Raw genomic sequence first — 12523 nt, 5'->3', positions numbered from 1 at the left:
CGTTATTTTACCGTTCCGATGGCTTCCATTCCACGTTCACAATCGCAGTAAGCTCACCGCTGCCACCACATACGTTACAGGTTACTTTCTCCCGATCGTGCCCGTTCTCATCCATCCCCCAATGCCAACCGTTACCGGCACAACTGGGACACTTGTGGCCGATGCTTACAAACGATTCCTTGTCGGTTCCGTTTCCCAGGTATTTAGGGGGGCATATCGTCAATATTTTTCCTATTTCGCTCATCTGGTCTAATGCTTGTCAAATTATTTTATCAAACCTGCTTCTGAGGCTCCCAGTTCCCAGATCGTATACTGTCCGGTGTCACCACGGTAACGGCCCTTGCTATATGCCACGTAACCTTCCACCCAGATCTTCAGGTCGGCATCGTACATCACGCTCGTGGCGGCATCACCTTTCGGATTCTTTCCACGGGCATGGCTGATGAAGATGAACAGCTTGTCGGGGAACTCCTCCTTCAGCCGGATATAATCCTTGTACGTCATCTGTGTGTACTGGATGCTGTCGATCACCACGATATTGAAACTCTTATGCCGACGGAGCCGTTCCTTCAGAGCCGGGATGTCTTCTTTGATGAACGACAACCGACGGCTTACCTCTGCCATACCGAAACGCTTCAGGTTGTTTTGCACTGTCAGGCAGGTTCCTTCTTCCAGCGAGTTGAACGCTACACGGTCGTATTTACAGAGCTCCTTGCAAAGCTGCATCACGAACGATGTCTTGCCGTTGCCACTATTGCCCCAGATAAACCATACGCCCCGACTTTCGGGTGTATCGAAAGCGTCACGCCATTCTCCCTCGAAGGGGAAAGTCTCATATTTCTTGTCCAGGATATCCCGGACGCTTATTGCTCGTTTCATACCAGTTAAAAGAGTTTTAACTGACGGATATCGTTTATTCTTACCAATACGGCATGGCGGGCGGCACCGGTGACCTCTTCGCGGGTCAGCATCCAGCCCAATACCCAAAGCAGCGCATTATCCCGCGAAGCGAACTCTCCCCATTTACGTCCGGGGTTAAAAGAATGTCCCGATATGCCGCTTTTGAACCGTATGCCGGCTACCCACCGGCCGTCCTGCTGTCCGATAAGGGCATCCATGATATAAGGACCTTCACGAAAAACCGGGATCACCTCGTAATCCGAAAGGGTCGGGTAATTACTCCAGTCTCCGGATAATTCCTTCCGGCAGTCTATCCTTAAATGTTCGAACTTGTTTTCCATATCCTTTAAATTGTGTTCAAACGGCGTTTGAACGGTTCTCTATTCCTCCGATGCGTTTTACCTTGTGGATCGACTTCTTTACACGACGGAGGTCAAAGTCGACAGCCGCCGCCTCCTTGATTACCGCATCGATATCCTTTTTCGTCGTCACACCGTTTGCCGTGCAGATCACATACACGTCATTCGCATCCGTCGGTTCCAGTTCATAAAACTTCCTGCCGATACGGCTGTAGAACTCCTTGTAGCCGGGCTTACGGAACCTTAGGCCGTTCATAATACGTTTTGTGATATAGTCCGTCGAAAGGAATACGATGCCGCATTTATCTTCCAGCTTGTTGTACAGGCTGATGAAGTAGTGGAATACCGGCTCGGTCAGTTTGTCGGCCTCGTCGAAGATCAGAAGCGGGGCTTCCATCTGGATGATATCGTCCAGGATCAGGCTCCATGTTTCGCGGATGTTGTAACCCTCGCTGCGAATACCGACCGTACGGGCGATCTCGCGCACGAAGTCGCCTTTCTTCATATCCTCGGAACAAAGGATATAGAACACCTCTTTCTTTTCCTGGCGGTACATGTTTGCTGTCGTGCTTTTGCCGGATCCGGCCTCGCCGACCACCCAGGTGACATTGCGCCACGTCTGGGCGTCTTTCAATACCTCCGTGATCTCCTGGTAGGCTCCTGTCTCGACGATTTGCCATCCGGATGTACCTATACCTCCAATCTGTGAGGCCACGTTGCGGAACATTTCGTCGCTGATATTCTCGAAACGGCCGTTCAGGATGTTGCTCACCGTTCCGGTGCTGATCCCCTTCAGGCTGCCGACCGCTTTCGTCTGGCTCGGGTATTTCGAGACGTATGCCTTCAGGCCCTCCCGAACAGATTCTTTTTCTTTCAATGTTACTTCCATGATTCTTTTTCTTATTTAAATTTTTATCTATTAATATCTTATAGTTTGCCGACTACTTTCCTTGTCGTCACCTCCTTACGTCCGATCTGGTCCCAGGTCACGTTACTCAGCTCTTTTGTATCCCGGCCGAGTGAAACACGTATCGTGCGGTTCTTCGGATGACTGTATTTCCCGGTACGGCGGTCAATCTGCTCCTGGGCTTCCTTTGTAAGGCCTTTCAGGTTCGGGCTTACGAGGCCATGCTGTTCGGGAGCTACGTCGTACTCGTATTCGATTTCCTTGGCTGCGACCTGGCGTTCGATGCGCTCGTTCACAATAGCCTCCTGCTGGCGGAGGATAAACTGCTTTTCTTCCTCTGTCTGCTCCTGCTGGGCACGGTGGATGCGGATCGGCGGCTTTGCCACACGCTCGAAACGCATCGCACCGCCCTTGTCTTTCCAAAGTAGGCGGACGCTCGTCATATCGTATGGGTCATACTGCACATAGAACTTCTTGTAAGTATTCCGGCGGCGCCATTCCAGATCCGGCTCACCGGGAGCGGAGAATACCTCATAGGCGTATTTCCGTTTCCGGATGGTGATCTCGATACCGCTGGCCGTAAACGTCGAAGGTTCGTCGGTCACATACCAGAACATGTCGACCATGTCACGAACGCTGACCGGATCCGTCTCCTCGTTTACGCTGCTTTCGTACATCTCGATCCGGGGCTTGCCGGTAGCCGGGTGTTTCATTTCGTTCCATTCTTCACGGGCGGCGGCGTATATCTCATGCAGTTCCTCCAGTGTCGGAAGCGAAGCGATGTTCGCATCGATGAACTCCAGGTTCGGACGGCTCGTTTCCTTTTTGGCCGTCACATTCTGCCCGGTAAAGCCTAACCGTTTGTGAAGGACTTGCGCCTGGAACCGGTAGAAGATATTTTCGATTGTCTTCGACGCGCCGTTGTAAGGAGCCGTAGGGCGGTGGATCCGGCTGATCTTCGAGAAAAAGCCCCGGGCCGTATTTTTCTTGTGTCCTCCCTGGTTGTCGCATACCAATTCATAAGGCTTGTGTCCACTGCGCTGGATCGCCATGCGGAAAGCGTGGTACTGGGCGATATAGTCCTCATGGTCGCTGATGTAATAGCCCAGCAGGACCTCGCTGTAAGCGTCCACTACCTCGTACACGCTTGTCGTGCATTTGTTCCCTTTCTCGTCACGGTAATACAGGTTCAGCTTCGTGCCGTCACCGTACCATAGGGTGTCCCGGCGCTCGGGAAGAAGCGTGTGGTGCTTGCGGTCGTAAAGCTGGTGCGTTTTCATCTCACCGAATACGGCATCGTGCCACAGGGGTTTGATACGCGGAGATTCGAACCAGCCTTTCAGGCCACGTTCACTTTTGAGCGGTTTCCAGCCTTTCGACGGAGCGGTACGGTTATACTCTTCGAATATCTGTCTTACCGTGTATTTCGGCATCTGGCTGCGTCTGAGAGAGATCAGGTAACGCCCGGGGTCTTCCTCGATCTTCAGCGTGTTACGGTTTCCGTACTTGCCGCTGATAAGGACCTCGTAACGGTCCGGCTTATATTTTGAGATCAGTTCCTTCAAACGGCCTATACTGCCGGGAAGCGTATGGCCGTACTCCGTACGCAGGTCCTCGCTTTCCTGCCGGATGATCTCCCAAAAGTCTCCGGTCATGCCGAGCGCGTTACGGCGGGGACGGAGGCGGTTAATGTCTCCGATCAGCGTGTTCAGCACTGAGGCGTTCCAGATATATTCCGCCTTCGTCTCCTCCGGAAGCGATACCTCTTCACCGTTCTTGTCGTAACGGTAATCTTCGAAAAAGGTTTCCGCTTTCTCGTCCTTGCGGACTTTTCTTCTCAATATCTCGCGTTTCATGATTTCTTCAGGCTCGCCGTATTTGGCGACATAGCGTTGTTGATACTTGCTGGAAAGAGAGGAATAAGCGTACAAGGCTCCTGAATTTTCGCCACCACCACGATGGACACATTGAATTCTTTTACGATAAATCATCGAGTTTAATGTCCCTTTTGGCATTATATCCAATAACTCTTCGTAGGTGACACATAGTATTTTTTTGAAATATTCCATCTCCCCTCCATTTTTAATCTTCTAAACCATCTAAGGGTACTCGTTTTAACAGGCGGGCTGAGTTTGCGAAATTCACCACGATAGCGAACATTAACCCTACACTTTCTGTTATGGCGAACAAAAGGATGAAGCTCAGCAAGAAATAAGCCACATACAAGCGCTGTCCCTTATTCAAGCCTTTCAGCCATCGGAATTCCGATTCAAACAGTTTTTGACATTCATTTTTCATTGCCTGTTTCCTCCTTATCTGTTCCACCGACTTTAATACCGCCCAGTTCGAGAGCCAGCTTCCGGATCGAACGGGCCAGACGGGTGTTCTTCCGAAATGCCAAAGAGTGGCTCACCATTTCACGGCTACAATTTTTCATCCGGGCAATCCGGCTGACATTTCCACGTGCTACGATTATCCTTTCTTCCATGCTTCTATTTTAAATCGTTTATTATCAATTCTTCTTCAAACCAGACTTCCAGTAGGGACCGTAAGAAAGCCATGCCGTATTCATTTTCTGTTACAACCAAGAAAGATGTACTATCTACCTGGTAGGCGAAAATGTTTTCATTCATGACATCCCGAAGAAAGTCACCGATCTTACTCCATTCTCTTAAATCCACTGTCACCTTGATTGCTTTCATACATCTATACTGTTTTGAATGTTAGAAAAATCCTACCTGTTGCTTCGAAATACTATCATAGAAGTAACCATTCGAATAAAATGCCACCTGTAAGCTGTCACGATCCGCGATATATATTTCGGTGCCATAAAGATTATGACTGTAACGTATCTCTAATGTGCAGTTGCTGACACGTTCTTTTCCAATCACTACTCCGCGTTTGCCTTCTACCAGTCGCTCTGCTAAATACACAGCCTGACGGCTCTCTATGTCCATTTCTTGCCAACTATTACGAGTTCCGGCCTTACGATTTACTTTCATATACTCAAACTTTTTAGTTCTCATTGTTACCTCAGGCCTTTTTCGTAGCTTTGAGGCGTGTTCACATTGTGAATACGCTGCAAATATAATACAGAAATTCTGAATTAAACAAGTTTTATTTCAGAAAATCATAAATAAAATTCATGTTTTATGAATAAAGAGGAGATTAACAGTAGATTTTTACAGGTGATTAATACCTTATTAGAGCGTAATATAGCCCCGTCAAAAGGGGATATAGCCAATACACTTGGTATAAAGCCGTCTAAGTTTTCAGAAATTCTGAATAAACGAATGAATATTGGAGTTGATATTGCAGCCTTAACATGTATACATTATAACATATCCGCCGATTGGCTTCTTACAGGAAGAGGTGAAATGTTGCAATACATGCAACATTTCACAGGACAACACTCATCGTCTGAACAAAATTATTTAATTGACAAAATAGCATTACAAGCAGAGGAAATAGGAATTTTAAAACAAACAATTACACAACTCAGAAAGGAATTGGGGGATACTGTATCGGCTGCGAACGGTTCCACTATTGCCAGTGTAGGTTAGAACGTGTTTGGTGGACTATCTGCCCTAAAAACGGTAAATAGCTAACAGACAGAAAAGTATCTTAAAATATAGGGGAGTGAATAAATATTTGAAAAATATAACTTCCCCTATTCAATAATATCAAAAACGATAAAAACGACCGTTCAAAAGACATCTTATCATAACAAATCACTATTAGAGACAGGATAAAATGAATAACCAAATGCATAACCAATCAACACGTTTCGTTTTTGCAACGCCTAAAATGAATAAGCAAATGAATAACCAAGTGAATAACCTCTTTCATTTTTCGATCTTTCAAATCGTTCAAATGATCCAAATAGAACCACCCGCTTCCAAGACAAACTCACAGAAACAAAAAAAGCCGCAGAAAGCGGCTTAAACGTTCGATTTAAAGCGTTTTATCCCTTGTTGGTACTTCGTATCAGGTGAGACTGTATTATCAGCGCACGTTTCGTTATTTTACTACTGCCATCGCTCAAACCGGAATGCTGCAATCGGCTTTTAGTGATACCGACCTCTTCTTCTGTCAGCGTATCGAATATGGCCGAAATACTACCGAAGTAATAATTTTTCTTTGAATAAAGCAAATGTACATGGATCACTTTCGTCATATCTATTTCGTATTATTTCATTCGCAAATATACCAAATAATAATTATATGGAACATTTAGATAAAATAAAAAAGATAAACCGACCAAAACAAAACCGATCGAAACCGCCGCGTCCGGGGGGCTTCCTTAACATGCCTTGCTTTGCTCGATCAATCTGAGTATATTTGCATGTGGAAGCCGATCAGACTCAAATTCTCTATAAAAATCGTCTGAAGCTGTCAGAATCTGACGCGATCCGAACCTCAATGTAAGGTTTTCCATTTGAACGGCGTTCAAACGAGCCTCAAATGTAAGGCAGATGTAAGGTAAATGTCGCGTTTCGTTTTTATTGCCGGTTCTCTTCTGTTCTGATATAACGTGCTTATTTACAAAGCAATCAGGAGTTTTTTATTCAATCCAGTTTTTACACGTTTCGTTTTTCCCCCCTTACTTATCCACCGTTTTATCGTCAACTATCACTTCTGTTCTCAATTCATACAAACAAGGACAATAAGGATACCAAAGAGAAGGATTATCAACTGACAAATCTTGCTCCAAGTGAATACTTGCACCAGCTTTTAATGAAAAGAGATGCCGTTGACAAACAATTTCCTTATTATCCGAATCGATCAAACGAGTGAGAAGATATCCTTTTCTGGGAATATTGTACCGATTCCTGACATGAGTCTTTATATGTATCTTTGCCTTTTCTCTACTCACCTCGGGATACGTGACAAAAACTCCTCCTCCGGCTATTTCATTCTCTTCCAGAGGATCCGTAACATAAAGCTTATCTGAAATTATCATTTCCACATCCCGGTATATGCCGCTGTAATAATAAAAGTCCAGATCGCTCTGTGGTTTTCCCGGCGGAGTCAACGGATCATATTCTGCGGAGACCCGTACTGCCAAGACATTATTTCCATCAAAGTTGACCTTTCCCGTGATATCTGCAATAAAGCCAATATATCCACCATGATTTTCAGTTATTTCATACCCGTTCAGATAGACTTTGCATGAAGTCATCACACCTTCGAATGCTATACGAATATTTTTATCTCTATATTCAGGATCGAGAGTAAAATAACGACGATACCAACCTATCCCATCATAAATCACATCTCCACCACAATGTTTCCTCTCCAGTTGCATAATATGCGGAATTGAAACCGGCATCCAACAGGAATCATCAGCCGTAATAGATTCACCGTTTTCAATATCACCCCGAAAAAAAGCCCAGTCAGTATTCATTGAAAGGTTTATCCGTGAAACATTCCCTGCATACACTTCCGCAAAAAACATACAAAAGAAAATGATCCCACTTAAAAACTTATTTATATACTTTTTCACGCTCTTCATAAAATATTATTGTTTAGGCATCAAGGCTATTTCACCAACCAACAAAGATCTACCGTCAAGGCCTGTAAGCGTAATACCGATATTACCTAACAAGGTTTCTCCCGGATTCAACTTAAATGTAACCCATTTCCCTTCACGCGGAATATGATCGACAATTGTTTCTCTTCCATTGAAAAAAACAGTTCCTTTTCTAACCTTATTATCAGGATTACAGAGGAATAATTTAATTACACCATCAAAATCAAATGGCAATTTCAAGTCCAATTCAATCTTCTTTCCCTGCCATGCCGAAAATGATTTATCTACTATTATATTATCGCAATGAACACGATAACCATATTTATCTGTTTCATAAAATGTAGAAGCATCCTTTTCAAGTGCCCATTCCGTTACTCCGTTTTGCTCCCAACGGCCTCCGGCCTTTACATAGAGATACGCCTTTTCAAATTCACCAGAGGCTAAATAAGATGTGTTTATATCATACAATTCACGTTTCATCCAATCATAATCAATAATGTCACTTGGTTGAAAACCAGAGGAAGCGACATATCGTAGCAAGCTGTTCTTCAAAGCCCGCGCTGCCGGTCTCTTCTCCAACGAATCCACCAAATTATACCCACATATTAAAATACGTCCTCCTTCTTTACTTACAAATTCCATGATGGAACCTAATTTACGATTAAAATGAAAATCATGAATCGGTTGTACAATAGGACGTATAGTGGACGGAAATCCTTCTAAATCAAAACCACGTCCACCCTGACAAATCTCAAACCACTGAAAATCCAAATAGTTGTCGGTCGGAAAATTATTGAATGCCGGATGTGTGTTTCGAATAACCGCTCCGTTCGTGAACCCTTCATTTCCCTGATCTCCCGCCTGCCAGAAAGTAGGTTTCCAATGAGCATATCCGGCATTTTTATTACCTCCCAACCGATGTGCCCACAAAACGACCTTCTTTCCGGCTTTAAGATAATCAATAGCTTCTGTAACAGAAGTTGTTTCTTTCACTGAATTATCTTTTAAATCCTTCTGTTCGGTGAATACCCATAAATTCCAGTTATTCTTATACTCCGTATCACGTATTGAGACCTCCAGAACCAGTTTCTGTGAACGATCTATTTTATTCAATGGTACTGATAAAAATCCTATTTTATTCAATACCGCATTTTTAATATCATAATGATCGAAAGTCCCTTTATCCCATACATAACCATTATCATTCCTTAATTGCCAATCGATCCTTGCATCTTCTATATCTTTATTGGCAAAATGAAAAACTTCTATTCCAACTTTCAATGTATCGACTGACATATATATATAAGATGGTACTCGCATAAGCGGAACTGTCGTATTACACCAATTTCTAACCTTTTTAGGTGTAACAATCCCTTTGTTATCATAAAATGAATCCAACCAGCCGACCAAAGCCACTCCTTGTCCCGGAAAATCCTGAATACTTAACAATTGAAAACCTCCACAATAAGGAGTTCTCAATAAAGATTCCACATTCTCCTTATACAAAGTAAGAGATTGGAGTCCGGAAGATTGTGTAAATTCTTTATTTTGCTCATATACACCATGCTTCAAGGCTAGTTTTTTATATGATTCCATCGATCGCGCTCTCAAATTTCCTGTATATTTATTTACTTCATTCCAGTCAGGATAAAACACCCATTGCCCGACTTCATGTTGAATAGATGGTAACGGAGAGGCATCTCCATACCACCTGGAATAATCCCAATCCGTGGATAATCGTCCTTCATTAATAAAAAGTAACGGATAAGGAGATGAAAGATCCCCTTGAAAATTGATATCCGAATTCGCTGTAACAGGTCGTCTGACCGATGCTGTATAAAAATGCCGCGGATCATGTTCTTTAACGTCCTTTATCCAGGGGTCCAACTTATTACGATCAAATCCCCCCAGTTCATTCCCCATTGCCAGCATGACCAAAGAGGGATGATTTCCATAAGAATCAGCTATCCTCCTTAACTCCGCATGTAAAAAAGGTTCCACCTTTTCGATATCCAATTCTTTACCCATCCATCCATCCCGCCAAAATATTTCACTCAATATATATAAGCCGAGTTCATCTGCTGCTTCAAAAGCAGCTTTAGGGGGAGTCCATGAATGAAAACGGACATGGTTTAAACCAAAATCTTTATAGGACCGAAGAATATGAAGCCAACTCTTTTTGTCTGTGGCCGGGTATCCTGTCAATGGAAAAACGGCACAATCCAGATTTCCTCTCAAGTAACGTTCCAAACCATTAACCGTTATATAATCCTCTGTTTTTCCAATCGAACGAAATCCGAATATAACAGGTTCATAAACATCATTTCCCAATTTACTCATCAAAGAACAGTTCAGTTCGTATAAAGAAGGAGAAAACTCATCCCAAAGTTTTACATCAGAGACTTTAAGAGATTCAACGATCCTGTTTCTTCCGGAAGTTATCCGACAATTCGACTCCATTGTATTAACCACCTTGCCAGTTTTCCTGTCCCTTAATTCAAAACACAGTTTTGCTTTCTGTTCCTTTTGGGATCGATTCAAAACTGAAATTTCAATATCTAATTGTCCCGTATCATCCGGAAAAGTACGTATCTGGCTGATTTGTACATCCGGATGTGACGACATGATCATTTCTCCGATTATTCCGTTCCAGATAATTTGTGTCTGTTCGCCATAACTATGTCCCCATTCATTTCCTATCGGATAGATTTCCCGATTATCAATACATAGAGTTAACCTATAAGTACCAGGAGATAACTTACCTAAAAAATAATAATGAGGTGTCAATAACGATTCCTGCGCATCAATATATTGATCATTTAACCACAACTTACTTTTCCACATTATCCGCTCGAAACAAAGGGATACATTTTTATTTTTCCAGTTTTCAGGTATGCTTATATCCATCTGGTACCATGCTTTCCCTATATATTTATGCAACCGGGACAGTTTTCCTGTCTCAATAACTTCTGGACCATAACCACCTTCATCCGTAATACCCGGCAGTTTTATACTATTGATTAATGTTTTTGTATACCATAATTCTTCTTCGCCAATGTCAGCCGAATCCAGTTCAAACCGCCAATCTCCGGCTAACGATATCCGTCCGGTAGTTTGGGACATTAAAAACTGATGTAAAGAAAAAAGTAGAAAAATACAACAGATTATTTTTTTCATTATAGTGATCTTTTATAAAAGTCAAGGCAAAACAGACAATCAGTTTTGCCTTGATTAGTTATACCGGATATTTTATCAGTACCCCGGATTTTGTTTTATCTCAGAAGCTGCATCAATCGTTGTTTGCGGAATTGGCCACAGGTAATGCTTGGCTGGATCAAAAATCCGAACTTCCGTCTTGATCCGTTCCTTTGTTAAAGCCAATTTACCAGTTACAGGATCCACTGTTCCTAAACGACATCCGTAAACCTGCCCAGGCATCACCTCCTCACCGATTTTCCAGCGACAAACATCAAACCAGCGTAATCCTTCCAAAGCCAATTCTACCCGACGTTCACGTCTCACGAGTTCTCTCATTTTGGCTTGAGTTATATAAACAGTTTTATCTACTTCACACATACCGGCACGACTGCGAAGTTCATTAAGTACATCATAAACAGAAGCATCAATTTCCCCTAACTCTACTTTACATTCTGCATACATTAATAAGACTTCCGCATAACGCATTACAATAGCATTCATTGCCGTATTCCACATATCTGCATAATCACTCAAATCATCCACATATTTACGAACCAGATAACCTGTTTTTGAACGTCCGTAAGGAGCATAATAATCCCCATTGGGATCGTTCTGATCTATCGGATCATAGTATTTTCCCTCGTACAGGTCACCCGGACATAAAATACTGGCACTAAGTCGAGGATCACGATTCTGATAAGGTTGGTCAGGATCATAAAGAGGAGATTCTTCTATTGTTTTTCCGTCTATACATTCATATATATCCACCAAACTTTGTGTCGGATTGATAGAGCACCACCCCCCGCAACTGGCAGGAGGCAATATTCCCAATGTCCCATTAGAATATAAATTTTCAACATACTGAACATCCATGATTATCTCCTGATTATTCTTGTTCGAAATTCGAAACAAGCCTCTGTAATTAGGAAACAAGGAATATCCCAGTTTCATAATTTCTTCACATGCTTTCAGGCAATCTGCATATTGATTATTGTACAACAACATCCTCGCTTTCAATGTCAATGCAGCTCCACGAGTAACACGCCCCACATCATTTCCTGTATATTTAATTTCCAGTTGAGGTGTTATCTCGGTAAGTTCGTCCAAAATAAACTGAATAACTTCTTCTTTCGGATTACGCGGTTTATTCGCATCTGTTATAGGTAAAACTTCTTTTACTAAAGGAACATCACCATAAAACAGAACTTTCCAAAAGTAATCCCATGCACGCAAAAATCGGACTTCCGCAGTCAGTCTGGCTCTCAATGCATCATCCATTTCTGGACGATGAATATTTTCCAGAAAATTATTGTAACGGACCATTTTGCTATATCCAAAATAATCTGTTCCCGGATCAGAAGGAGTTGCATACCCAGAAGCCTGAACCGACCATCCTTCCCAAGGGAACGGATCATGTGCATTATCGGAAGCACAATCTAAAGATATCACTTCTGTCATTGAAAACCACCCGTCGTAGCATCCCATAGCCGCAGCTACAGCATCTTTTTCCGTATTCCAAAATCCTTCGTTTGAAGGCTGATCCAATGGATTTCTTTCCAAAAAATCACTGCTGCACGCTGATAAAAACAGCGCACCCATTATCGAATAAATTATATTTCTCATTTT

General features: G+C 42.9%; 14 protein-coding genes. 1 reads left to right on the top strand and 13 read right to left on the bottom strand.

The window, feature by feature from the left end:
* Window positions 1-7: 7 nt before the first annotated feature.
* From NBH15_RS07240 to NBH15_RS07200, 9 genes are read right to left on the bottom strand one after another with little or no spacing between them, the layout of a single operon-like run.
* The gene (locus NBH15_RS07240) at window positions 8-244 is read right to left on the bottom strand and encodes a hypothetical protein (RefSeq protein WP_250822317.1); all 237 of its coding nucleotides are present in this window, start codon (window positions 242-244) and stop codon (window positions 8-10) included.
* Window positions 245-264: 20 nt separating this feature from the next.
* Window positions 265-879, bottom strand: a complete 615-nt coding sequence (locus NBH15_RS07235; RefSeq protein WP_250822316.1) for a P-loop NTPase family protein — start codon at window positions 877-879, stop codon at window positions 265-267.
* A 5-nt stretch (window positions 880-884) separates the two neighbouring features.
* The gene (locus NBH15_RS07230; protein WP_250822315.1) at window positions 885-1241 is read right to left on the bottom strand and encodes a hypothetical protein; all 357 of its coding nucleotides are present in this window, start codon (window positions 1239-1241) and stop codon (window positions 885-887) included.
* Between the two features lie 16 nt (window positions 1242-1257).
* A complete protein-coding gene (locus tag NBH15_RS07225) occupies window positions 1258-2148 on the bottom strand; it encodes an AAA family ATPase (protein ID WP_250822314.1) in 891 nt (296 codons plus the stop codon).
* 38 nt (window positions 2149-2186) lie between these two features.
* Complete coding sequence (locus NBH15_RS07220; RefSeq protein ID WP_250822313.1) at window positions 2187-4235, bottom strand: transposase family protein; 2049 nt, start codon at window positions 4233-4235, stop codon at window positions 2187-2189.
* A gap of 13 nt (window positions 4236-4248) precedes the next feature.
* Window positions 4249-4464 (bottom strand): hypothetical protein, encoded by a 216-nt coding sequence (locus NBH15_RS07215; protein ID WP_250822312.1) that lies wholly within the window; start codon window positions 4462-4464, stop codon window positions 4249-4251.
* A complete protein-coding gene (locus tag NBH15_RS07210; RefSeq protein ID WP_250822311.1) occupies window positions 4454-4654 on the bottom strand; it encodes an ArsR family transcriptional regulator in 201 nt (66 codons plus the stop codon). Before NBH15_RS07210 ends, NBH15_RS07215 begins: the two co-directional genes overlap by 11 nt.
* Window positions 4655-4658: 4 nt before the next feature.
* Window positions 4659-4868 carry a hypothetical protein gene (locus tag NBH15_RS07205; protein ID WP_250822310.1) on the bottom strand — a complete coding sequence of 70 codons (210 nt, stop codon included), beginning with the start codon at window positions 4866-4868 and terminating at the stop codon, window positions 4659-4661.
* A 21-nt stretch (window positions 4869-4889) separates the two neighbouring features.
* Entirely contained in the window at window positions 4890-5168 is a 279-nt protein-coding gene (locus NBH15_RS07200; RefSeq protein ID WP_250822309.1) for a hypothetical protein, read from the bottom strand.
* A gap of 150 nt (window positions 5169-5318) precedes the next feature.
* On the opposite strand from NBH15_RS07200, the gene NBH15_RS07195 reads away from it, so the two are divergent.
* A complete protein-coding gene (locus NBH15_RS07195; protein ID WP_250822308.1) occupies window positions 5319-5729 on the top strand; it encodes a helix-turn-helix domain-containing protein in 411 nt (136 codons plus the stop codon).
* A 401-nt stretch (window positions 5730-6130) separates the two neighbouring features.
* Here NBH15_RS07195 and NBH15_RS07190 read toward each other — a convergent pair whose 3' ends face one another.
* From NBH15_RS07190 to NBH15_RS07175, 4 genes are all read right to left on the bottom strand, one after another.
* Window positions 6131-6343, bottom strand: a complete 213-nt coding sequence (locus NBH15_RS07190) for a hypothetical protein (RefSeq protein ID WP_250822307.1) — start codon at window positions 6341-6343, stop codon at window positions 6131-6133.
* Window positions 6344-6769: 426 nt separating this feature from the next.
* The gene (locus NBH15_RS07185) at window positions 6770-7672 is read right to left on the bottom strand and encodes a sugar-binding domain-containing protein (RefSeq protein ID WP_250822306.1); all 903 of its coding nucleotides are present in this window, start codon (window positions 7670-7672) and stop codon (window positions 6770-6772) included.
* A 15-nt stretch (window positions 7673-7687) separates the two neighbouring features.
* Window positions 7688-10822 (bottom strand): DUF8487 domain-containing protein, encoded by a 3135-nt coding sequence (locus NBH15_RS07180; protein ID WP_250822305.1) that lies wholly within the window; start codon window positions 10820-10822, stop codon window positions 7688-7690.
* Between the two features lie 129 nt (window positions 10823-10951).
* Complete coding sequence (locus tag NBH15_RS07175; protein WP_046145170.1) at window positions 10952-12520, bottom strand: RagB/SusD family nutrient uptake outer membrane protein; 1569 nt, start codon at window positions 12518-12520, stop codon at window positions 10952-10954.
* Window positions 12521-12523: the final 3 nt, after the last annotated feature.

The organism is Parabacteroides caeci, assembly GCF_023656795.1.
GTDB lineage: Bacteria > Bacteroidota > Bacteroidia > Bacteroidales > Tannerellaceae > Parabacteroides > Parabacteroides segnis.
The sequence above is the reverse complement of the archived record's forward strand: the minus strand, read 5'-3'. Positions and strand labels throughout refer to the sequence as shown.

Bases quoted from the DNA above. Each gene is read 5' to 3' on its own strand.
- NBH15_RS07195 (WP_250822308.1), top strand. From the start codon at position 5,319: ATGAATAAAGAGGAGATTAACAGTAGATTTTTACAGGTGATTAATACC.
- NBH15_RS07210 (WP_250822311.1), bottom strand. From the start codon at position 4,654: ATGGAAGAAAGGATAATCGTAGCACGTGGAAATGTCAGCCGGATTGCC.
- NBH15_RS07175 (WP_046145170.1), bottom strand. From the start codon at position 12,520: ATGAGAAATATAATTTATTCGATAATGGGTGCGCTGTTTTTATCAGCG.
- NBH15_RS07205 (WP_250822310.1), bottom strand. From the start codon at position 4,868: ATGAAAGCAATCAAGGTGACAGTGGATTTAAGAGAATGGAGTAAGATC.
- NBH15_RS07200 (WP_250822309.1), bottom strand. From the start codon at position 5,168: ATGAAAGTAAATCGTAAGGCCGGAACTCGTAATAGTTGGCAAGAAATG.
- NBH15_RS07220 (WP_250822313.1), bottom strand. From the start codon at position 4,235: ATGGAATATTTCAAAAAAATACTATGTGTCACCTACGAAGAGTTATTG.
- NBH15_RS07225 (WP_250822314.1), bottom strand. From the start codon at position 2,148: ATGGAAGTAACATTGAAAGAAAAAGAATCTGTTCGGGAGGGCCTGAAG.
- NBH15_RS07180 (WP_250822305.1), bottom strand. From the start codon at position 10,822: ATGTCCCAAACTACCGGACGGATATCGTTAGCCGGAGATTGGCGGTTT.
- NBH15_RS07230 (WP_250822315.1), bottom strand. From the start codon at position 1,241: ATGGAAAACAAGTTCGAACATTTAAGGATAGACTGCCGGAAGGAATTA.
- NBH15_RS07215 (WP_250822312.1), bottom strand. From the start codon at position 4,464: ATGAAAAATGAATGTCAAAAACTGTTTGAATCGGAATTCCGATGGCTG.
- NBH15_RS07240 (WP_250822317.1), bottom strand. From the start codon at position 244: ATGAGCGAAATAGGAAAAATATTGACGATATGCCCCCCTAAATACCTG.
- NBH15_RS07190 (WP_250822307.1), bottom strand. From the start codon at position 6,343: ATGACGAAAGTGATCCATGTACATTTGCTTTATTCAAAGAAAAATTAT.
- NBH15_RS07235 (WP_250822316.1), bottom strand. From the start codon at position 879: ATGAAACGAGCAATAAGCGTCCGGGATATCCTGGACAAGAAATATGAG.